This window comes from Lactobacillus kitasatonis DSM 16761 = JCM 1039 (genome assembly GCF_000615285.1).
Taxonomy (GTDB): domain Bacteria; phylum Bacillota; class Bacilli; order Lactobacillales; family Lactobacillaceae; genus Lactobacillus; species Lactobacillus kitasatonis.
This window is the reverse complement of the sequence record NZ_BALU01000008.1, coordinates 71,375-92,674: the sequence shown is the minus strand read 5'-3', so window position 1 is coordinate 92,674 and position 21,300 is coordinate 71,375. Positions and strand designations below refer to the sequence as shown.

Annotated in this window: 18 protein-coding genes, 1 pseudogene and 1 riboswitch; of the genes and pseudogenes, 3 read left to right on the top strand and 16 right to left on the bottom strand. The window is 37.4% G+C overall.

Going from position 1 to position 21,300, the window contains the following annotated elements:
• Positions 1 to 106: 106 nt before the first annotated feature.
• Together JCM1039_RS06530 and JCM1039_RS06525 are read right to left on the bottom strand one after the other, a co-directional pair.
• Positions 107 to 1,369: a methionine gamma-lyase family protein gene (locus tag JCM1039_RS06530; RefSeq protein WP_025015145.1), complete on the bottom strand. Its 1,263-nt coding sequence runs from the start codon at positions 1,367 to 1,369 to the stop codon at positions 107 to 109.
• A gap of 18 nt (positions 1,370 to 1,387) precedes the next feature.
• On the bottom strand, positions 1,388 to 3,481 hold the full coding sequence (locus JCM1039_RS06525; RefSeq protein WP_025015144.1) for a putative ornithine decarboxylase: 2,094 nt from the start codon (positions 3,479 to 3,481) through the stop codon (positions 1,388 to 1,390).
• 234 nt (positions 3,482 to 3,715) lie between these two features.
• Between JCM1039_RS06525 and JCM1039_RS06520 the strand changes: the two genes are divergently transcribed.
• On the top strand, positions 3,716 to 5,188 hold the full coding sequence (locus JCM1039_RS06520) for an APC family permease (RefSeq protein WP_025015143.1): 1,473 nt from the start codon (positions 3,716 to 3,718) through the stop codon (positions 5,186 to 5,188).
• A 31-nt stretch (positions 5,189 to 5,219) separates the two neighbouring features.
• Here JCM1039_RS06520 and JCM1039_RS06515 read toward each other — a convergent pair whose 3' ends face one another.
• Positions 5,220 to 5,708 carry a pyridoxamine 5'-phosphate oxidase family protein gene (locus JCM1039_RS06515; RefSeq protein WP_025015142.1) on the bottom strand — a complete coding sequence of 163 codons (489 nt, stop codon included), beginning with the start codon at positions 5,706 to 5,708 and terminating at the stop codon, positions 5,220 to 5,222.
• 176 nt (positions 5,709 to 5,884) lie between these two features.
• On the opposite strand from JCM1039_RS06515, the gene pepV reads away from it, so the two are divergent.
• Positions 5,885 to 7,288, top strand: a complete 1,404-nt coding sequence (pepV, locus tag JCM1039_RS06510) for a dipeptidase PepV (protein ID WP_025015141.1) — start codon at positions 5,885 to 5,887, stop codon at positions 7,286 to 7,288.
• Positions 7,289 to 7,336: 48 nt separating this feature from the next.
• On the opposite strand, the pseudogene crcB reads toward pepV, so the two are convergent.
• Positions 7,337 to 7,710: pseudogene (gene crcB / locus JCM1039_RS10985) on the bottom strand (fluoride efflux transporter CrcB).
• Position 7,711: 1 nt separating this feature from the next.
• On the bottom strand, positions 7,712 to 8,122 hold the full coding sequence (locus JCM1039_RS06500; protein ID WP_373852433.1) for a fluoride efflux transporter FluC: 411 nt from the start codon (positions 8,120 to 8,122) through the stop codon (positions 7,712 to 7,714).
• Between the two features lie 16 nt (positions 8,123 to 8,138).
• Positions 8,139 to 8,197, bottom strand: a riboswitch (Fluoride riboswitch).
• Positions 8,198 to 8,297: 100 nt separating this feature from the next.
• Here JCM1039_RS06500 and JCM1039_RS06495 point away from each other — a divergent pair.
• Entirely contained in the window at positions 8,298 to 9,107 is an 810-nt protein-coding gene (locus JCM1039_RS06495; RefSeq protein ID WP_025015139.1) for a site-specific integrase, read from the top strand.
• A gap of 41 nt (positions 9,108 to 9,148) precedes the next feature.
• Here the strand turns inward: JCM1039_RS06495 and JCM1039_RS06490 are convergent, their stop codons facing one another.
• From JCM1039_RS06490 to ylqF, 11 genes are all read right to left on the bottom strand, one after another.
• Positions 9,149 to 10,003, bottom strand: coding sequence for an alpha/beta hydrolase (locus JCM1039_RS06490; RefSeq protein WP_025015138.1), 855 nt, complete (start codon positions 10,001 to 10,003; stop codon positions 9,149 to 9,151).
• Entirely contained in the window at positions 10,000 to 11,043 is a 1,044-nt protein-coding gene (locus tag JCM1039_RS10980; RefSeq protein WP_244438045.1) for a PTS transporter subunit EIIC, read from the bottom strand. The genes JCM1039_RS06490 and JCM1039_RS10980 overlap by 4 nt, the downstream gene beginning before the upstream one ends.
• Before the next feature lie 325 nt (positions 11,044 to 11,368).
• Positions 11,369 to 12,265 (bottom strand): aldose 1-epimerase family protein, encoded by an 897-nt coding sequence (locus JCM1039_RS06480; RefSeq protein ID WP_025015137.1) that lies wholly within the window; start codon positions 12,263 to 12,265, stop codon positions 11,369 to 11,371.
• A gap of 140 nt (positions 12,266 to 12,405) precedes the next feature.
• Positions 12,406 to 13,803 (bottom strand): ATP-dependent protease ATPase subunit HslU, encoded by a 1,398-nt coding sequence (gene hslU, locus JCM1039_RS06475; RefSeq protein WP_025015136.1) that lies wholly within the window; start codon positions 13,801 to 13,803, stop codon positions 12,406 to 12,408.
• An 11-nt stretch (positions 13,804 to 13,814) separates the two neighbouring features.
• On the bottom strand, positions 13,815 to 14,339 hold the full coding sequence (hslV, locus tag JCM1039_RS06470; RefSeq protein ID WP_013437789.1) for an HslVU peptidase proteolytic subunit: 525 nt from the start codon (positions 14,337 to 14,339) through the stop codon (positions 13,815 to 13,817).
• A gap of 9 nt (positions 14,340 to 14,348) precedes the next feature.
• Entirely contained in the window at positions 14,349 to 15,260 is a 912-nt protein-coding gene (xerC, locus tag JCM1039_RS06465) for a tyrosine recombinase XerC (RefSeq protein ID WP_025015135.1), read from the bottom strand.
• Positions 15,260 to 16,576, bottom strand: coding sequence for a methylenetetrahydrofolate--tRNA-(uracil(54)-C(5))-methyltransferase (FADH(2)-oxidizing) TrmFO (gene trmFO, locus JCM1039_RS06460; RefSeq protein ID WP_025015134.1), 1,317 nt, complete (start codon positions 16,574 to 16,576; stop codon positions 15,260 to 15,262). The genes xerC and trmFO overlap by 1 nt, the downstream gene beginning before the upstream one ends.
• 31 nt (positions 16,577 to 16,607) lie before the next feature.
• Positions 16,608 to 18,725 carry a type I DNA topoisomerase gene (topA, locus tag JCM1039_RS06455; RefSeq protein ID WP_025015133.1) on the bottom strand — a complete coding sequence of 706 codons (2,118 nt, stop codon included), beginning with the start codon at positions 18,723 to 18,725 and terminating at the stop codon, positions 16,608 to 16,610.
• Between the two features lie 69 nt (positions 18,726 to 18,794).
• The gene (gene dprA, locus JCM1039_RS06450) at positions 18,795 to 19,643 is read right to left on the bottom strand and encodes a DNA-processing protein DprA (RefSeq protein ID WP_025015132.1); all 849 of its coding nucleotides are present in this window, start codon (positions 19,641 to 19,643) and stop codon (positions 18,795 to 18,797) included.
• 52 nt (positions 19,644 to 19,695) lie between these two features.
• Complete coding sequence (gene rnhB / locus JCM1039_RS06445; protein WP_025015131.1) at positions 19,696 to 20,454, bottom strand: ribonuclease HII; 759 nt, start codon at positions 20,452 to 20,454, stop codon at positions 19,696 to 19,698.
• The gene (gene ylqF / locus JCM1039_RS06440) at positions 20,451 to 21,290 is read right to left on the bottom strand and encodes a ribosome biogenesis GTPase YlqF (protein ID WP_025015130.1); all 840 of its coding nucleotides are present in this window, start codon (positions 21,288 to 21,290) and stop codon (positions 20,451 to 20,453) included. The genes rnhB and ylqF overlap by 4 nt, the downstream gene beginning before the upstream one ends.
• Positions 21,291 to 21,300 lie beyond the last annotated feature (10 nt).

Sequence of the window (21,300 nt, the reverse complement as noted above, 5' to 3'; positions counted from 1 at the left end):
AATTTCTCAAGGCAATTTTTCTACCTAAAATAAAGTATTATCAGTAATTTCCTTAATTAATTTATACTTGATTTTAGGTAGAAAAAAAGGCTAAATGTCTTTTTTATTACTTGTAAAATGTTTCTTCAACTGCGTGAGTAATGGCAATCTTATCATGAGCATATGACAGACCACCTTGAATGTACAACATGTATGGATCACGAAGTGGACCATCGGATGATAATTCAATGGTTGAACCTTCAACAAATGAACCTGAGGCCATGACAACTTCATCTTCGTATCCATCTTGGTGATATGGAATAGGATCAACGAATGAGTTCATTGGTGAGTAGTGTTGAATTGCGGCACAGAACTTAACCATTGGGTCTGGTTTACCAAAGGTTACAGTTTGAACAATGTCACTACGTGGATCACTCCACTTAGGTGAAACTTGCATCCCCATTTCTTCCAAAAGTGCTGCAGTAAAGACCATCCCCTTTTGTGCTTCACCAGTTGTATGAGGTGCCATAAAGAAGCCTTGGTAAATATCACGCAAGTAGCCCCAAGTTGCGCCTTCACCTTTACCAGCACCTGGGACAGTCAAACGTGAACCTGCGCCGTCGATCAAGTCTTGACGACCAACTAAGAAGGCACCACCCTTAACTAAACCAGCACCAGCATTTTTGTAAAGTGAACCAGCCATCATATCTGCACCATAAAATGTTGGTTCTTCACATTCAGAAAATTCGCCGTAGCAGTTATCAATAAAGATGTTAACGTCTGGACGAACTTCCTTAATGAACTTAAGCATCTTCTTAATCTTGTCCATTGTGAAAGTTTTACGAGTGGCATAACCAAGTGATCTTTGAATGGCTACAACCTTGATAGACTTATCTTGAAGATCTTTTCTAGCCTTTTCATAGTCAACTTGACCTTCATCTGTCAATTCGGTGGTCTTGAAGTTGATGCCCCATTCCTTCATGTTGCCTGGCTTATTACCTGCTAAACCGATAACTTCTTGAATAGTGTCGTATGGCGTACCGGTTAAGTAGTAAAGAGTATCGCCTGGACGAAGCATACTAAAAAGACCAACGGTAATTGCGTGTGTACCTGAACCAAATTGTGGTCTTACTAAAGCATCATCAGTCTTGAAGTAATCCGCATAGATATCTTCAATCTTGTCACGACCAATGTCATCATAGCCGTAACCAGTTGATGGAACTAAGTCTTCTTCACCAACATGATGCTTTCTAAATAAATCTAGAACTCTTTGTTGGTTATACAAAACTTGTTCATCAATTTCTTCGATTCGAGGTTGAATCATTTTTTCAACCTTAGTAACCTTTTCTTTTAATTCTTCTGGTAAATTTTCTTTCCAAGAAAAACTCATTCTTTACTCCCTTTTCTTTTAATTTTTAATAACTTCTGCTTGTACTCTCAATGTACCATCACTATTTTGATCTAAATATACACCTTGGATTTCAGGTACAAAGCCTGGGAATTTTTCAATAGCATGTGCCAAAACTTCAAAGTACTTTTGGTCAACTTTCCCCCATTTTTCACCAGGAGCTACAATAAATACACCTGGTGGGTATGGCAAAGCACCTTCAGCTGCAGTCTTTCCAACTACATCGTCAAGATCAACCAATTCATTTTCATTACGCTTAAACATTTGATCTGCTTCAGCTGGGGTCATCTTGTAATCCTGCATCCCTGGCTTTTCGAACAATTCTTGTTGCAAAACAAAGGTATTGTTGTCCTTGTAATATTCATGCATTTCTTGGCAAAGCTGCTTAACAGTGTAGCCCTTGTAACGATCAGGATATTCTTTATATAAAACAGGCAAAACGTCTTTTACTAATGCATCATCGTTATAGTACTTTTCAAACTTTAAGAATGCATCAAGCAAAGTATCAAGTTCTTCTTTAGTATCGCCTGGTGTTAGCAAGAACAAAAGTGAGTTCAAGTCGTTCTTAGCACGAATAATATGATTTTCCATTAGGAATTCGGCTACAACTGCACCTGGGATACCAGTTTCTTCATACTTAGCATTCTTTACATCGATACCTGGCGTCTTAACAGTGATCTTAAGCGGGTCGATCATTGCTTCGCCCCTACCCATCTTAGTGAAGCCGTGCCAATTATCTTCCTTGCTCATATTCCAATATTTAGCATTAGTTGCTAATTCATCGGTTGGAATATCTGCAAAATTATCTGGAACGAATGGTTTAAACAACTTGGACTTCTTTAGAAGTTCCTTACGCCATTCAATGCCCATGCGCAAAATCTCATCCCACCACTTCTTGTTACCTTCACCAGCAGTTACATATGAGTTAACAGTTAGTGATGCGTAAAGTGGGTAAGCGTATGAAGAAGTTACAAACTTCAAGTATTCGTGGTTGAAGTGCTTATGATCGACGTAACGCTTTTGTCCTTTAATGTGTGAGTCCTTCTTCAGAATTTGTGAAGCTTGTGCCATACCAACTTGTTGCTTGTGCAATGATTGAGTAACCAGAATACCAGGATCATCAGGACCCAAGTTAAGAAGTAATGGTGACAAGTGTTCCATGATTGGTACGAATTCTTCGAAGCCGCCCCAAGCACAATCAAACAAAATGTAGTCACAAAGCTTACCGATCTTATCAACGATCCACTTGGCATCATAAAAGACACCATCATAAGTTTCAGCCTGAACGATAGCTAACCTAAATGGACGTTTAGCTTTAGCCTTTTCTGGATCAACTTTAGCAACTTCAGATCTGATTTTATTTTCAGTTAAAAAATCAGGATCCATTTCTCCAATTAAGCCCAAAGCATTACGGTCAGTTGGAATATAAACTGGCTTAGCACCGCTCATAACCAACGCACTGTTGTACAAAGATTTGTGGTTATTACGGTCGAATAAAACTAAATCGCCTTCTGACAAAAGTGCACTGGCACAAATGGAGTTAGCACTAGTTGTACCATTAGTACAAAAATATACTTTATCAGCATGGTAAGTCTTAGCTGCTAATTTTTCTGCATCAAGTGGCGTACCAACGTGAGTCATCGTGTCGCCCAATTGAGGAACGGTGTCACTAGTATCAGCAAACATCATGTTTTTGCCGAAGAATTTATTAAAGACAACACCAGCGGGATGCAAATCAAGGTATTGACCGTTGTGGTGACCTGGTGTAGTAAAACTAATTGGCTTTGCTTCAGCGAAATTAATCAAATCAGTCAAAAAGCCAGGAACCATCTTTTGTTCATATTCCTTAGCAACTTGTCCGATTTTTTTAATCTCAGCATCACTTGCTTGCCCTTTTACTTCAATAACAGGAATAGGAAAATCAGATTGTGCTCGTAATTCCGCTGCTTTCTTTTTGGCAACTTGATCACCGTTCTTAATTACAATTGCTGCTAATTCAGAACTGTTTTTAGTTTGATCAAGCGGAACTGAAGACCATTCCCGTAATTGACTAATATTTACTCCATTTCCAATAGCAATTTTTAAAAAATCCATCTTTTCCCTTCCGATTTGATTACAAATTCAAGTTGTGTATTGCAAATCTTATGAAAATCTTTATAATCTTTTTTACAGTAGGACTGTAATTATGACCAATATTCGTAATTTACAGTACACATTATTATATAAACATTGGAGGTTTTAGACAAGTGCACTTGCCGTGTTCTCCTCCGCAGGGATAGATAAATTTTTAATTGACAATTAAATAATATCTTGGAGGAAAATCTTTTTATGTCAGAAGAAATCGAAACTATTAATTTCGAACCGGGCAAAAAACATTACATGAAATGGCCGGTTATCGCTTTAATCGACTTCGTAACTATTATCAGTTTTGAAAACATTTTTTACCCATTTCAAAACCAAGGTTTATCTGTAGTTGTTTCTTGGATATTCCTTTTATTCGCTTACGTTATCCCTTACGCATTAATGTGTAGTCAAATGGGATTAACTTTCAAAGACCAAGCCGGTGGTCTTGCATCTTGGGTTCGTCACTCCTCAAACGATACTTTGGGTTACTGGACCTCATGGATGTACTGGGTACAAACAGTTCCTTATCTAGTTGACGTTTCCAACTCAGTTATTGTTTCATTCTCATGGATTATTTTGGGCAATAACACCTTGGACAAGCACATGTCCACTTTCTGGTTCGGAATCTTAACTTTCGTCATTATCTTGGCATTTATCTTGATTGAAAATGCTATTAAGAACTCATTGGAACTTCTTTCCTTAATCGGTGGTGGTGCCATGTTCATCATGTCCATGCTCTTTGTTTTACTTGCAGCTTGGTCAGTTATGCACGGTCACCATATTGCTACCCAACCTTTCAACTGGGGTGCATTTAAGCCATCATTTAGTTTGAGATACTTCTCAACTACTGGTTTGTTAATTTTCGCTATGTCTGGTGCTGAACTTGCTGCACCTTACATCGTGCAAATGCGTGATCCAAAGCATGAATTTCCTAAGGCTATGTGGATGTTAGCCATTATGACTGGTTTCTTAACTATCTTTGGTACTTTAGCATTGGCTGTCTTCTTTAATGCTCACCACATTCCACATGACTTTAAGATGAATGGTCCTTACTACGCTTTCCAACTTTTGGGCGAAAGCTTAGGTTGGGGCAAGGTCTTAATGTACATCTTCGCAATTGTTCAAGCTATCTTCATGATGGCTCAACTTGCTGTTTTGCTTGATGCTTCAAGTCGTGTATTTGCTGGTGACGTTGCCGACAGATACATGCCTAAGTGGCTTACTGGTAAGAAAGACAAGACTGGTCGTCCAGTTCACTCTTACACTTTGACTTGTGGTTTGGCTTTGTTCTTACTTTTACTTACTGGTACTTTGCCAAACATCAACTCAATTTATAACTGGTTGTTGAATATTAACGGTATTATTTCACCATACAAGACTTGCTGGGTATTCTTCGCATTCGTAATGCTTCGTATGCACCAAGAAAAATCCCACTCAGATTATGTCTTCATCAAGAACAGAACTGGTGCCTTGATCATGGGCTGGTGGTGCTTGATCTTCACCTTTATCTGTGCAACTTTAGGATTTATTCCTCAAGAAGCTGAAGCAACATTTGGTAGTGCCGCATTCAACCACCAATTAATGATGAACATTATCACTGTTATCGTTCTCTTCGGTTTAGGTTTCTTATTACCATGGTTACGTAAACGTGAAGAAAAACGCGAAAATGAAATGTAAAAATCAAATTTAATAAAAATAAAGAGTCGGTCTAAACCGGCTCTTTTTCATTCATAAAATCAAATTGTTTTTGAAAGGCACGTCCTTCTCTTAGACCATAAACAGATCCTAAAACAGGTGTCAGTGCAAATGGACGCAAGGTATTGATGTCCTTAGTTTTATTAGCATAAATGTGATGCATCTCTGGTTTAATTTCAAAAATCTTTTCTAAATACGATGGGCTAATCTCATTGACATATCCTTTAAGCGTAAAACCAACGCTATTTAATGTCTCTATACCTCGTAAAGCAGTCAGACAAACACGATTATTTCCTTTAATATTACGGTAAAAATTCTTTTGATTTGTAGTTGCGAAAATTAAACAACCATCTTCGTTAAAATCTAAATTAACAATGTTGGTGTGAGGCTCACCATTTTGGTCAACTGTACCAAAGATTGCGGAGTGAAAACAAGAAACGATTAAATCTAAAAAGTCATTATTAGTTAAGTCTGTATCTAAACTGGGAACATGTTGTCTCATAATTTTTATCCATTCTATTTTTAGCTTTACCTATATATTTAGATCAATTATATACATTATAAAAATAATGCTATTTTAATGCTCACGAAATATATTAATTTTTCCTTAATCGTTTGCAAAAAAGGACTTTTTTCGATAGAATTTTAACTAACTAAAAATAAGAAAAGAGGATGAGTATGGTCTTAGATTACAAGAAACTAGCTCAAGCAAAAAAGGATGACATTTTACGTGATTTAGATGAATTAATTGCGATTGATTCATCTGAAGATTTAGACAACACTTCTAAAAAATACCCTGTTGGTCCTGGACCAGTTAAGGCAATGAAGAAGTTCTTATCTTTTGCGGAACGTGATGGCTTCCATATTAAGAACGTTGACAACTATGCTGGTCGTGTTGATTATGGTGAAGGTGAAAAACGTCTCGGTATTATTGGCCACATGGACGTTGTCCCTGCTGGTGATGGCTGGGTAACTGATCCTTTCAAGATGCTTATCAAAGATGGCAAGATTATCGGTCGTGGTTCTGCCGATGACAAAGGCCCAGCTTTAGCCGCTTACTACGGTATGCTTTTGCTCAAAGAAGCTGGCTTTAAACCTAGGAAGAAGATCGACTTTATCGTTGGTACTAACGAAGAAACCAACTGGGTAGGTATCGATTACTACTTGAAGCACGAACCTACTCCAGATCAAGTTTTCTCACCAGATGCCGAATACCCAATTATCAATGGTGAACAAGGAATCTACACTTTAGTACTTACTTTTAAGGATGATAAGCAAAAAGGTTCTGTAATTCTTAAGTCCTTCAAGGCAGGTATTGCAGAAAACGTAACTCCACAAAAGGCTTATGCCACTGTTCAAGCTGATAACCTTGAAGAAATTAAAGCTAGGTTTGAACAATTCTTAGCCGACAACAAGTTAGAAGGTCAATTCGATATTGATGAAAACATTGCTAAGATCGAATTAACTGGTCAAGGTGCTCACGCTTCAGCTCCTCAAGTTGGACGAAACGCTGCTACCTTCTTAGGTCTTTTCTTAGATCAATTCGATTTTGCAGGCCGTGATAAAAACTACCTTCATTTCTTGGCAGACGTTGAACATGAAGACTTCCAAGGTAAGAAATTAGGCGTCTTCCACAACGATGATTTAATGGGTGACTTATCCTCTGCTCCTTCTATTTTTGAATACAGTGAAGACGGGGATGCGATTCTTAAAGACAATATTCGTTACCCTCAAGGTACCGATCCAGATACCATGGTGAAACAAGTTACTGAAAAATTTGGTGATATTTTAGCACCAAGCTATGCTTCATTTGAAGAACCTCACTACGTACCTGGCGATGATCCATTAGTTAAAACTCTTCTTGCAGTTTATGAGCGTCAAACTGGCAAGAAAGGTCACGAAGTAGTTATCGGTGGCGGTACTTATGGTCGACTATTCAAGCATGGTGTCGCATATGGTGCTCAACCTGAAGATGCACCAATGGTTATGCACCAAGCTAACGAATACATGAAAGTTGATGACTTAATTGATTCAATTGCTATCTATGCAGAAGCAATTTATGAATTAACTAAAGAAGCCTAATAACCAAAATAGTGAGCAATGAATTTCATTGCTCGCTATTTTTATTGTTTAAAAAAGTGTTCCTAAATAATAACCTGTAAATACTAAGATTAAACCGCCAAGATAAGAAGCTAGCGCATAAAAAGTAAGTCCGCGATAGTTTTTACTTTTATATAATTCAACTAATTCTGTGTTCATAGTTGAGAAAGTCGTGTAACCACCTAGTACGCCAGTCCCAACTATGGCGTAAAAAAAGACATTTGCTTTGATTCCAAAAACAAAGCCTAAGATAAATGCACCAGTTAAATTAATGAATAACGTTGGGATAGCAAATTAGAGAACTTTTTACCAAACCATTCCCAATGCCTTTTACCATAATTAGTGATTGCGTAACGAATCATCGCGCCAATTGATGCTCCAATACCTGCTAACAATAAATTCAACTTAATCTTCCTTTCTTAACAGTTGACCTACTCGTTTACCAATACCCATGCCTAAATAAGCAAAAAGAAAGCCAAAGATAATTGAGGCTAAGAAATAAATTAATGCTGTGACTGGCATGTTAGCCTGAATATTTTTCAAAACATCCAAATTAAAGGTTGAAAAAGTAGTAAAGGCACCGACAAATCCTGTACCCAAACCTACTGTTAGCCATTGACGCATAGTCTTAAATTCCATAAAGAAATATGATGCTAAAAGAAAGCAGCCGATAATATTTCCCCAGAAAGTACCATAGAAGCTAAAACTAGCATTCAAACACGCACGTGCCATTCCACCAAAGAAGGCAAAAAATGCGACACTAATATAATTACTGATTTTTGTAGACAAATATAATTCCCCCAAACAAAAAAACATCTACTCTACCCCTTCGGATAAAGTAGACGTCATTAGATTTCTCGGTTAATGGTGAACGTCATCACCTATTTAGTTAACATATTGAATATACAACAAGCGTCAGAATTTATCAAGTACTAATTCAGTAACAATATACTTGAAAATGATATAATTAATAAAAAGAAAGGGTGATTTTATGAACTTTCCTTACGAAAAAGAGTTTCGCACATATTGCAAAAAGAAGAAGAAACTAGCAGATTCAACTATTTCTTTAGCCGACAAATCCATTACTACCTTCTGGAATTATTACGCTGCTAACGTAGGTCCAGATGCTAATGTAAATGACGTTAGAGCTGGTGACATCCGCAACTTTTTAGATTCTCTTGAAACTACGCTAAATTTTAAGAGCAACACAGTTAACAAATATCTCAGCCATATAAAAATGTATTTCATCTTTCTAAGTGAATATGGCTACATTATCACCTACCCGCTATTGACCTTGCGTGGCAATAAGTTTGACCGTAAGCAAAAATATATTATCAACTGGATGTCATATTTACCTGATTTAACCCAAAACAAAGACATTCATCCCGAAACCATCAAAATGATGGCAGCAATTGTAGCTGGTTTTAAGCCGAAAGAAATTGTCGTTTTAAAGACAAATGATTTACTTAGGCAAATTGATAGTGAAGAAGTTAAACAATATATTAAAGATCATACTGACTATTCTAAAAGCGACGATCCTTATATCTTTGCTCGTAAAAACGGCGAACCATATGCATCAGACTTCAACATTAATCAGAGAATAGCACCCGATAGAAAAATAATCGGCATGCCTCTTACTACTCATAAATTACGGATGAGCTTTGTTTATTCTATCCTTTCTAATCACCAGTTATCTGATAATGACATATTAAAGACTTTACGGATTACACTAAAATCACTCACTTACTACCGCAAGAATATGACGCTTTATGTTGAAACTGAAAACTTTTCATTAGACTAAAAAAGACGATTGTTCACTCGAACAGTCGTCTTTTAGTTTGTTTAATTTCTTGGAGATGGACCTCTACCTCGATTATTATTTAAAACGTACTCTTCAATTAACTGCAGAACTTGATTGTTTTGAGGCAGTTCTGAATGTCGAGCTAAACGTCCCGTAACCGTTATTTGCGTATAATGTCTAACTGCGCCTTGGTAGATATACTTACCTGCTTCTACACTCGAGACAGGAACGATACCATCAGCCACGTAGTTCTTAGTCCCGGCAACGGAATACATCGTCAAATACTTAGGCAAGTTTTTTCTATTTTTGACAAAGTCTTTGAGCATTTGCGTAGGACGATTCAAAGTTTCCGCAAAGTTATATGGTGAACCAATTGTCATCAAGACGTTCACTCTAATCAGTCTATTGCTTGTAGTATTGAAATAATTTTCTAAAAATGCAGTATAATTCAAACCACCATTTGAGTGTCCTATTGCTTTAAAATTGTTAAAACTATATCTTTGCTTTAATTCATTAAAGGCCATGTTAAACCAACGTGCTTGCTTTTTGATATTGCTGTAGCCGTCATGATTATTTTGAAAACCAACTACAATAAATGGTTCATTATCATTACGGCGAATTCTACCCGTAAAAATCATTTGGCCATTTTCTTTAACATAAACCTTAAGCAAACTATGATTTCTGCGATCTCTTTGATTGATTTTTTGTACTAAAGTATCAAAACGATTTACAGAAGCAGAACTACCCGGAATCATAATGACCGGTGACATCCGTGAGTCACGCCGTATCTGCAATTTATCAGCATTATTTCTCGCATAAACTGCGGCTGGAACAGCACAAGCAATAGTTGCCACTAAAATTAGTATTAGGTAAAGCCATTTTTTGTATCTTTTCATTTTAAACTTTCCTCGTATTTTTTAGCTACTTTATTATCTAACTTCACAAAAGGTATGTAGATCATGACATCTACTATTAAAATGAAAATCGTATAAATTAAGACTACGATATTACCTCCTGTTCCCATCAAAGGTCCCAAGATTCCGGGAATACCATCTGGAACTGGATAAACCAATGGTGGAAACATTTTTAACAAAATAGCGACACTGCCCAAAAGCATATTAACTATTGGTGATAAGACAAATGGAATAACATAAATAGGATTCAAAATAGTCGGTATACCAACTACAAGAGCAAGATTGACATTGAAAAATACTGGTGCCGCACTAGTAACTGCTATTTCTCGTTTTTGTCTTTTATTACTGAATAAAATTAACGCAATAACTAATGCTAAGGTTGCACCAACGCCACCTATCCCTCCAAATCCGTTAAATAGTGCTTGCAAGGTATATGGATAAGGAATATTCCAGGGCGTTTTATGTGACAAAGCATACGACAAGTTAGCAATTGATTCATTACCAAAAATATTACTGCTAAAGTTTAGCGTACCAGCATAACCTAACCACATGGTAAAAGTAGTTATCAATGAAATCAAAATTGATAAGCCATAGCTACTGTGCTGGTTAGCTACCGTAGATACGCTTTGAGCAATTATTCTATCCATCTGATATTGTCGATATGTAGCAAAACCCAAGTGAATAATTAAGGCTCCAGCCAAAACAATTAGCAATGGTTTGATATTAATAATAATTGTTTTAACAAGATCTCTATCCTTAACTTCCGGAATATTATGACCAAGTTTAGCAAAAATCCAACCTACAAAATAGCCAACAACAATACCTACAATGAACCAGGTAGCATTATAGTAATTCATTTCATACTGTTGCGTGTTACGAATCGTATGAATAAATATTAAAATATACGACGCAACACTGGCAATGCCCACGATACTAGAGTTTTTACTATAATGCCGCATAGTTAACTCCGCACTGATAAAAGCTGCATAAAGCGCTAAAACGCCGGTTGTAGCTAAACTAATATCATTAACAATAGCACCAGCGAAATTATGTGCTGGAAACCATTTAGCGATGTTAGTTAAACGGCCAAAAAACTATTTGTCGATAAAAAACTATTAACTAAAGCCCAGCAATATGTTCCGATTAAGGCAAATGGAAAAATCGAAACCATTGTCTGTTGCAATATTTTAATAAAAGTTAGCTGCTTATATCTAACTAACAGATCAACTATTTTTTTGTCATTCATATTCCCACTCTTTTCTTTTCCTTACAAATATACATTTTTAGGTGAAATGGAACAAGAAAAAAAGACGTTTAATAAATTAAACGCCTTATAGTTCATATTTATTATTCAGGATCTGAATCTGAGTGGTAAGTAATACTGAACCCTGCTTGGAATTCCTTGCCCGGTTCCAAGTGATTCATGCCATATTTATCTTCTAGTTTACCATCTGTATCGTCACGGTCTGCGATACCCCACCATGGTTCGATGCAGACATAGTTTGCAGTCTTTGGGTATTGTGACCAAATACCTACAAATGGAGCATTTCTGGTCCAAATGTTAATGTGGAACTTACTCTTATCGGTTCTAAGTGAAACCTTGTTATCATGTCCGTGTAATTCGTAAATTAATGCATCATTCTTAAACAAGTCATCACTTAAAGCGATCATACTATCAGTTGATGCCAATGAACGATTTTCCCAATCAAGGCTAGCATTCTTAAGAGGAATTCTAACACGTGCTACAGATGGGTGCATGTCGAAGTAATAGTCTTCTTTCTTTTCACCGTTCTTTGTTGGTAAATTGAAACCTGGGTGACCACCAACACCGAAGATCATTGTTTCGTCTGACTTGTTAACAACACTGAAATTTTCTTCAAGCAAATTGTTCATCAAATTGTAGTTAACTCTGAACTCAAACTTAAATGGGTAAACTCTACGAGTTTCTTCGTTATCTTTCAATAAGAAAGTAATGCTTTCTTGAGTGTGGTTTTCAACTTCAAAGTCAGAGTTTCTAGCAAAACCATGTTGACCCAGGTGATAGGTCTTACCCTTGTAAGTGTATTCATCGTTCTTTAAACGACCGACAATTGGGAAAAGAATAGGTGCGTGTCTGCCCCAAATTTCTGGATCAGCTTGCCACATATATTCTTCACCGGTGTGAGCACCTTTTACACTTTGAATTTCAGCACCGTGGTCTGAAATAACCACTTTGATCATATTATTTTCAATTGTATAATCCATAATTTTATTTATCCTTACCTATCAAATCAAATAACAAAAATTAGAATGTAATCGCTTTTACTCTATTCTAACATAATGATCCGATAAGTTAGAGTAAATTTTAGGCAAGAAAAAAAGCAGTCAATGACTGCCTTTGTATTTTACAAGATAAACTTAGTTAAGTCCTTGTTGGTAATGATATCACCTAATTTATCTTCAACATAAGCTTCAGTAATGGTGATTTCACCCATTTCCATGTCTGGACCTTCGTAAAGAACGTCTTCAAGCAATTTTTCAAGAATAGTTGAAAGACGTCTTGCACCAATATTATCAGTACCTTGGTTAACATCGAAGGCAATTTCAGCAATCTTATCAACTGCTTCTTGAGTAAAGACTAACTTGATTCCATCAGCCTTCATTAAGGCAACATATTGTTTAAGAAGTGAGTTTTGTGGATCCTTCAAGATCTTTACAAAGTCATCCTTAGTCAAAGCGTTTAATTCAACACGAATTGGGAAACGACCTTGTAATTCAGGAATTAAATCACTTGGCTTACTTTCAGCAAAGGCACCAGCTGCAATGAAAAGAATATGGTCAGTTGATACAGGACCATATTTAGTATTTACAGTTGAACCTTCAACGATTGGCAAGATATCTCTTTGAACACCTTCACGAGAAACTTCACCAGAATTACGCTTGTTACCAGCAATAATCTTATCAATTTCGTCGATAAAGATGATACCGTTGTTTTGACTTCTTTCAATGGCACGTTGATAAATAGTGTCATAGTCAACCATCTTGCGTGATTCTTCTTGGATTAAAACTTCACGTGCATCCTTAACAGGCAAAGTACGCTTAACTTTCTTCTTAGGCATAATGTCATTAAGCATTGAACCCATGTCCATGCCCATTTGACCCATCATGTCACTCATTGGACTTGCCTTAGGAGCTTGTTCAACTTCAATAGTAACTTCACGATCTTCAAGAAGTCCCTTGTTTAACTTTTCAGCAACGTCCATTCTTTGGTTGCGAACTTCATCAGTAACTTCTTCTTGATCGTTATTATTTTGATTGCCGCCACCCATAAGCATTGACATCATATCTTGCATTTGTTGCATTTGGCTTTCACGATTTTCACGTTTAACACCAGGTGCAAGAAGACGGACCAATTGCTTGTTAGCTTCCTTAGTGGCTTGTGGCTTTACACGCTCAAATTGGTCTTTTTCTTCCATACGAACGGCTTCGCTAACCAAGTCACGGACCATTGATTCAACATCACGACCAACATAACCAACTTCAGTAAACTTAGTAGCTTCAACTTTAACAAATGGAGCGTCAACGATATCTGCTAAACGACGAGCAATTTCAGTCTTACCAACACCAGTAGGACCAGCCATCAGCAAGTTCTTAGGTGTGATTTCCTTTTGCATCTTTTTATTAAGTTGCATTCTTCGGTAACGGTTGTAAAGAGCAATCGCTACTGACTTCTTTGCTTCATCTTGACCAATAATATATTCATTTAAGATTCTAACTATTTCTTTTGGGGTCTTAATAGCCATTATTTTTTCTCCTAAATTTCGTCAGTAATAATTTGATCGTCAGTAAACACATCAATGCCTGATGCAATCTTAACTGCTTCATGAGCAATTTCATCAGCCTTCATGTCTTTAGCATGACGAGTCATCGCAATCGCAGCAGCTTGAGCAAAATTACCACCTGAACCAATTGCCACAACATTTTCATCTGGTTCAAGCACTTCACCATTACCTGAAATAAGTAGAAGGTCTTTATCGTTAAAAGCAATAAGCATTGCGTTTAACTTTTGTAAAGCTGGGTCTTTACGCCAGTCTTGTGCCATTTCAACGGCAGCACGACGCAAATCACCGCTGTAGCTTTCAAGCTTACCTTCAAGCATTTCTTGTAAACTTACTGCGTCGGCTACACCACCGGCAAAACCAATGACTACACGGTCATGGTAGATTCTACGAATCTTTCTTGCAGTAGCTTTAGCAATTACCTTTTCACCTAAAGTAACTTGCCCATCACCTGCAATAGCAGTCTTGCCGTTAAATCTTACTGAACAAATTGTTGTCATTATTAAACCTCAACTTTCTTCATTACGAGGAAAATATTTTTCATAATCTGATTTTAAATGAGCCATTGTCACATGCGTATAAATCTGAGTAGCAGATAAACTACTGTGTCCTAACAATTCTTGCACACTACGCATATCTGCACCATTATTTAACATTGCTGTCGCAAACGTGTGACGAAGCTCATGTGGATGTACTTTACCACTTATCCCTGCTTGATTAAAAGTTTTTTGCATGACATATTGAATTCCGCGAACGCTGATTGCTTTCCCTTGATTACTTAAGAAAACATGTTGTTCATCTTTATCCTTCAATAAGCATGGACGAGCATTATTCAAATAATTAAGCAGGGAGTTTTTAGCCCGATCATCAAAGGCAACATAACGATCCTTGTTACCTTTTCCGTGAACTAAAATTGTATTCAAGTCTAAATCGATTTGTTTTAAAGTCAAGCCGCTAACTTCGCTAACTCGCATTCCCGTCGCATAAAATAATTCAAACAAGGCCAAATTACGAACCGTTAACGGCTTATCTCCTTGCAAAGAATCAAACACCTGCTTTATTTCAGGCTGGTAAAAAAATTGCGGCAACTTTTTTTCACCACGTCTGACGACAATCGTCTGAGTCGGATCAATTTTGATAATCCGTCTTTTAATTAAAAAGCGATAAAACGAATGCAAACTCGACATTTGTCTTCCCTGGCTGCTGCGAGCAAGTTTTCTATCTGCCAAATGTTGCAAATAAATTTGAATATCTCGTTCAGTCACCTTTTGCCAGCCATTAAAGCCGCCATTCTGTTGCCAGAACTTCTTTTCTTCGTACAAATCAGTCGAATAAGACTCTACCGTTTTTTCACTATAACCGCGCTCAAACCTTAAATAGGAGATAAATTGATCTAGTAGTTCATCCTTTTCATTTTTCATTAGTCTAAGACTTCTGCCTTAAATTTATCTAAACTAGCCAAGCCACGTTCACTAATTTTTTCGTGACGCTCACGCTTTTTACGGATCTTCTTTCCTTCAAGAGCTGGTAAAAGAGCAAAGCTAGCATTCATAGGTTGGAAATTCTTAGCACTTGTAGTGGTTATATAATTAGCCATTGAACCTAATGCAGTGTCCTTTGGAAAGGCAACAGTATCTTCGTCTAAAGCTTCTCTTGCCGCATTAACACCGGCAACTAAACCACTACCGGCACTTTCTACATAGCCTTCTACACCTGTCATTTGACCAGCAAAGAATAAACCTGGTCTATTTTTTGCTTCATAACTAGCATTTAAAACGTCTGGAGAAGCCATGTAAGTATTTCTATGCATCTTACCGTAACGAACGAAACGAGCATTTTCAAGACCTGGAATCATTGAGAATACGCGCTTTTGTTCCCCGAACTTCAAGTGAGTTTGAAAACCAACAATGTTATACATTGAAGCAGCTGCATTATCTTGACGTAATTGAACTACGGCATATGGAGTCTCACCAGTATGAGGATCTTCCAAACCCACAGGCTTTAGTGGACCAAACAACATTGTTTTAGCACCACGAGCAGCCATTACTTCGATTGGCATGCATCCCTCAAATACGTCATTCTTCTCAAAGCCATGAAGTTGAGCAGTTTCCGCATTAATCAATTCATGAGCAAACTTTTCGTATTGCTCCTTAGTCATTGGACAGTTCAAATAAGCTGCTTCGCCACGATCATAGCGAGACTTCTTGTAAACAATATCCATGTCAATTGAATCTGCAGCAACAATTGGAGCAGCCGCATCAAAGAAATGAAGACTATCGGTACCTGAAAATTCTTGAATCTTTTCAGCCAATGCATCACTAGTAAGCGGACCAGTCGCGATGACTGTAATGCCATCTTCTGGAATCTCGGTAATTTCTTCTTCATGGACAGTTACATTATCAAGACTGCGAAGTGTATCAGTTACATACTTGCTAAAACTATCACGGTCAACAGCCAATGCGCCACCAGCTGGAACTTGAGTCTTATCAGCAGCCTTCATAATTAATGAATCCATATGACGCATTTCTTCTTTTAAAAGACCAACCGCATTAGATAATTGGTTGGAGCGCATTGAGTTTGTACAAACAAGCTCTGCAAATTCACCAGTTTCATGTGCAGGTGTCTCTTTCTTGGGACGCATTTCATAGAGGTCAACATGGATTCCGCGCTTAGCTAATTGCCAAGTAGCTTCACTTCCGGCTAATCCTGCTCCAATTACAGTAACATTTTTTGGCATCAAATCACCTTTATTTCTTTATATTTAAATTTTACTTATCAGTTTCATCTTCTTGTGGATCTTCACGATAATCGCCGTTTGGACAGAGAATTACTGGACCCTTCTTTGAGTGCTTTTCAACCAAGAAGTGGCCATCATTTGGACAGTTTCTGCCAATTGGCTTATCCCAAGAAACAAAGTCACATTCTGGGTAACGAGAACAACCGTAGAATTTACGATTTCTTCTAGACTTCTTTTCAACTACTTGACCCTTGCCACATTTTGGACAAATAACACCAATTTCTTTAACGATTGGCTTAGTATTGCGACAATCTGGGAAGCGTGAACAAGCATAGAACTTACCGTAACGGCCCATCTTGATTACCATTGGCGCACCACAGATATCACAGTTAAATCCAGCTGGTTCATCCTTAATTTGAACCTTTTCGATTTCACTATCTGCCTTGTTCAATTCCTTCTTGAAAGGTTGGTAGTATTCATCGACAACGTTAACCCATTGCTTTTTACCATCTTCGACTTCGTCAAGTTCGTCTTCAAGATGAGCAGTATAGTCAACGTTAGCAATATCTGGGAAGAATTGTTCAATTAAGGTATCAACAATTTCGCCTAATTCTGTTGGCACGATTGAACGACCTTCAAGCTTGACGTAGTAACGACGTTGAATCGTATCAATTGTTGGTGCATAAGTTGATGGACGACCTACACCATTTTCTTCCAAAGCATGTACCAAACTAGCTTCAGTATAACGTGCTGGTGGTTGAGTGAAGTGTTGCTTGTTATCAGACTTAGCCATTCGGACCTTATCGCCTTCTTCTAAATCTGGCAAGTCAACATTCTTTTCTTGTTGGTTATCGTAAACTTTTGTAAAACCAGCAAACTTCATCTTAGAACCAGTAGTTCTAAACATGACACCGTTTTGTACGATGTCAGCTCTAACAGTGTCATAAACAGCTGGAGTCATTTCACTAGCTACAAATCTTGACCAAATCAACTTGTACAAACGATATTGTTCAGTCGTAAGCACACTCTTAAGTGATTCTGGTGTTCTGTAAACGCTAGTAGGACGAATAGCTTCGTGGGCGTCTTGGGCATCTTCTTGGTTCTTGAAGTGTCTTTGACTTTTGGCAGCATATTCAGCACCATATTTTTCATGCAAGAACTTAGAAGCTTCTTGTTGAGCAACAGGTGAAGTACGCTTAGAGTCAGTTCTCATGTAGGTAATCAAACCAACAGTGCCTTGCTTACCCAAACTAATTCCTTCGTACAGTTGTTGAGCAATGCTCATAGTTCTACGAGTTCTGTACCCCAAGCGCTTGTTAGCCTCTTGTTGCATGGTAGAAGTAGTGAATGGAGCTGCTGGTTGGCGACGACGTTGTCTTGAAACAACCTTGGCAACTTCAAAGTCTTTCTTCTTATCGATCTTTGCCAAAACTTCTTTGACCGCATCAATATTAGGCAAATCTTTCTTCTTGCCATCAACACCGTAAAAAGCAGACTTAAAGCTTTCTTTACCCTTCTTAAATTCGGCATCAATTGACCAATATTCTTGTGGTTTAAAATCTTTGATTTCTTTTTCACGGTCAATAACAAGCTTTAAAGCAACAGATTGAACACGACCTGCACTCAAGCCTTTCTTAACCTTAGCCCAAAGAATTGGAGAAAGAGAATAACCTACAATTCTGTCCAAAACTCTACGGGCTTGTTGCGCATCAACCGTATCCATATCAATGGTGCGAGGATGTTTAAAACTTTCTTTTACAGCGTCTTTAGTAACTTCGTTGAAAGTTACTCTGTTTTTGGCATTTTTATCCAAATTAAGAGCATGGGCTACGTGCCATGCAATAGCTTCCCCTTCACGATCGGGGTCGGAAGCTAGATATACTTCTTTAGCTTTCTTAGCTTCGCTCTTTAATTCTTTAATAGTGTCACCTTTACCGCGAATAGAAATATATTTTGGCTTATAGTTATCGTCAAAATCAATTCCCATTTGAGATTTAGGTAAATCACGAATATGACCTTTTGAAGCGATTACATGATAGTTTCTACCTAAATATTTTTCAATTGTCTTGGCCTTTGCAGGTGACTCCACAATTACCAAGGTTTTCTTACGTTTTTTAGTTTTTGGTTTACTCTTTGCTTTAGTAGGCATTAAATGCCTCCTTATCAAAATATTATTTTATAATTACAGTCCACAGATTAATTAATACTTTATGAATTGTCAAATCTTTCCGTTTTTAAATTTGAAATTTACGATTGGAGTTGCTCCTGCTTCAATCAATTGATTGGGACCAGCAGAAAGCTCGCTAGTAATGGCACCTGGCACTGCATAAATATCACGATTTTCCTGTAAAGCAATACTTGCCGTAATTAGTGACCCTGATTTTTCTTTAGCCTCGGTGACAATCACGCTTTGGCTTAGACCGGCTAAGATTCTATTACGCTCAGGAAAACGATATGGACGTGGCGGTGTATCAGGCAAATATTCACTAATTACTAAGCCCCTTTGCTTAATTTGATTCTGCAACCAAGTATTTTGTTTAGGATATGAATAATTTAAACCATTGCCAATCACTGCTATTGTTCTACCTTGATTACTTAAAGTAGTGTGATGGGCTAATGCATCGACGCCTTTAGCTAAGCCACTCGCAATGACCATATTCTGTTTAATTAAATTTGGCACTAATTTTTCCATTACTTGCTTACTATAAATGGTCGGATAGCGCGAGCCGACAATCGTAACGATTTCTTTTTCAAGTAGTGAAATATCACCTTGAGCAAACAGTACAAGGGGTGGACGATAAATCTGACGCAATTTTTCGGGATATTTTTCATCAAAGAAGCCGATCACATCACACTGACAATAAATTTGTTTTACCAAGCGATCAAGATCTTTATCCCTAAAAGCCCTTTGACAGGCCTCCACTAATTGCTCAGACAATTCCATTTCTTTAATATCTTCAACTTTGATTTCTTGCTCACTATTCATCTGCTTAGCAATCGTCAGCAGTTTTACGTAACCAATTCCTTTTTGCAGTTTCAGTTTCAATAAAAATTCTGTCTTGTTCATAAAAGCCTCCACTGTTTATTACGCAAAAAATCAGCGTTTTCTTTTTAAAGATTTAATTTTTCTCAAAAAAATCGCTGACAGGAGCAAAAGTCTTACGATGAATAGCAGTAGGACCATATTTTTTCAAAGCTGCAATATGTTCTTTAGTACCATAGCCTGCGTTGTTTGGAAAACCGTATTGAGGATAAATTTTATCATAATCATCCATCAATTTGTCTCTAAACACCTTGGCCACAATCGAAGCTGCTGCAATTGAGTTGGATTTTGCATCTCCTTTAATCAACTTTACCTGAGGCAAATCCACTGGAACATTCATCGCATCAACTAGCAAAGCATCAGGCTTTATATCAAGTGCTCTTACTGCTTGAGCCATTGCTTGTCTATCGGCTTCATAAATATTGATTTGGTCGATTACTTGGGGACTTTTAACGCCGATACCTACACTGACAGCTTCTTCTAAGATTTTTGGATAAAGCGCCAAACGTCTCTCTGGCGTTAACTTTTTGGAATCATTGACATCTATTAAATCAAAATCGTGGTCAATGATCACTGCAGCAGTAACTACGGGACCAGCTAAAGGACCACGTCCTACTTCATCGATGCCAGCTACCAACTGGTTCTTTGCCCAAAATTCTTTTTCATAAGAAAAACGCTGCTCAAAAGCTTGCTTTTTTTCTAACAGCTTAGCTTGTCTTTTATGGTAACTAACCAATAATTTTTGTACGCCACTACGTGGATCATTTTCCAGCTCCGCAATTTGTTCCTCAGTGACGTCCTTTTTTAACAGTTCTTTTATTTCTTTAATTGTCATGGTCTGTCGAGTGTAATCCTTCCAATAGCACCTTTACGCAAACGTTGCAGCATAAACAATGAGAAGCGATCGTAATCATCACGCATACCGTACTTTTCAGTCATTGCCAACAAAAGATCTGGATTAGACATGTTAGCAATATCGTCTTCATTTAATTTAGAGAACTTAACTAAGTCTTTTGCATAATATTCACGCAAGTTTTTTAAGACATATAAAGCTACATCGTCGGCATGAAAGACACTATCCTTGATCGCACCAAAAGCAGCTAACTTATAGCCAACTTCTTGATCTGAAAACTTAGGCCACAAAATTCCTGGTGTATCTAACACTTGAATATTTGCACTAGTTCTCAACCATCTTTGGCCTTTAGTAACACCTGGTTTATTACCAACTTCGGCTACGTTACGGCCTACAAGACGGTTAATCACGGTTGACTTGCCACAGTTAGGAATCCCTGCTAAAGCAATTCTAATAGTAGGATTTGAAGCTCCACGTGCTTCTAATTTCTTAGTCTTTTCTGAGGCTGCTTTTTTAACTAAAGAAATTAATTTTTGCATATTTGTATTATGCAATGAGTCAAGTGCCAAAACGTATTTGTCAGGTCCACTCAATTTTTTAGCCCATTCCTTAGTTAAAACAGGATCAGCTAAATCCGCCTTATTCAAAATAATAATGTGTGGCTTATTACCAACTAATTCTTCGATCATTGGATTTCTCGAAGCTTCTGGGATTCTTGCGTCCAGTACTTCTACCAAGACATCAATTAGACCCATTTTATCTTCCAGTTGATTACGAGCCTTATTCATATGTCCTGGATACCATTGAATTGTTGCCATATTTGTTTCC

What these genes read in the sequence shown, in the direction of transcription:
- topA (WP_025015133.1), bottom strand. Translation starts at nt 18,725, where the DNA reads ATGCCTACTAAAGCAAAGAGTAAACCAAAAACTAAAAAACGTAAGAAA.
- JCM1039_RS06520 (WP_025015143.1), top strand. Translation starts at nt 3,716, where the DNA reads ATGTCAGAAGAAATCGAAACTATTAATTTCGAACCGGGCAAAAAACAT.
- dprA (WP_025015132.1), bottom strand. Translation starts at nt 19,643, where the DNA reads ATGAACAAGACAGAATTTTTATTGAAACTGAAACTGCAAAAAGGAATT.
- JCM1039_RS06490 (WP_025015138.1), bottom strand. Translation starts at nt 10,003, where the DNA reads ATGAAAAGATACAAAAAATGGCTTTACCTAATACTAATTTTAGTGGCA.
- JCM1039_RS06480 (WP_025015137.1), bottom strand. Translation starts at nt 12,265, where the DNA reads ATGGATTATACAATTGAAAATAATATGATCAAAGTGGTTATTTCAGAC.
- JCM1039_RS06525 (WP_025015144.1), bottom strand. Translation starts at nt 3,481, where the DNA reads ATGGATTTTTTAAAAATTGCTATTGGAAATGGAGTAAATATTAGTCAA.
- JCM1039_RS06530 (WP_025015145.1), bottom strand. Translation starts at nt 1,369, where the DNA reads ATGAGTTTTTCTTGGAAAGAAAATTTACCAGAAGAATTAAAAGAAAAG.
- JCM1039_RS06495 (WP_025015139.1), top strand. Translation starts at nt 8,298, where the DNA reads ATGAACTTTCCTTACGAAAAAGAGTTTCGCACATATTGCAAAAAGAAG.
- pepV (WP_025015141.1), top strand. Translation starts at nt 5,885, where the DNA reads ATGGTCTTAGATTACAAGAAACTAGCTCAAGCAAAAAAGGATGACATT.
- trmFO (WP_025015134.1), bottom strand. Translation starts at nt 16,576, where the DNA reads ATGCCAAAAAATGTTACTGTAATTGGAGCAGGATTAGCCGGAAGTGAA.
- xerC (WP_025015135.1), bottom strand. Translation starts at nt 15,260, where the DNA reads ATGAAAAATGAAAAGGATGAACTACTAGATCAATTTATCTCCTATTTA.
- hslU (WP_025015136.1), bottom strand. Translation starts at nt 13,803, where the DNA reads ATGGCTATTAAGACCCCAAAAGAAATAGTTAGAATCTTAAATGAATAT.
- rnhB (WP_025015131.1), bottom strand. Translation starts at nt 20,454, where the DNA reads ATGACAATTAAAGAAATAAAAGAACTGTTAAAAAAGGACGTCACTGAG.
- hslV (WP_013437789.1), bottom strand. Translation starts at nt 14,339, where the DNA reads ATGACAACAATTTGTTCAGTAAGATTTAACGGCAAGACTGCTATTGCA.
- JCM1039_RS06515 (WP_025015142.1), bottom strand. Translation starts at nt 5,708, where the DNA reads ATGAGACAACATGTTCCCAGTTTAGATACAGACTTAACTAATAATGAC.
- ylqF (WP_025015130.1), bottom strand. Translation starts at nt 21,290, where the DNA reads ATGGCAACAATTCAATGGTATCCAGGACATATGAATAAGGCTCGTAAT.
- JCM1039_RS06500 (WP_373852433.1), bottom strand. Translation starts at nt 8,122, where the DNA reads ATGTTTTTTTGTTTGGGGGAATTATATTTGTCTACAAAAATCAGTAAT.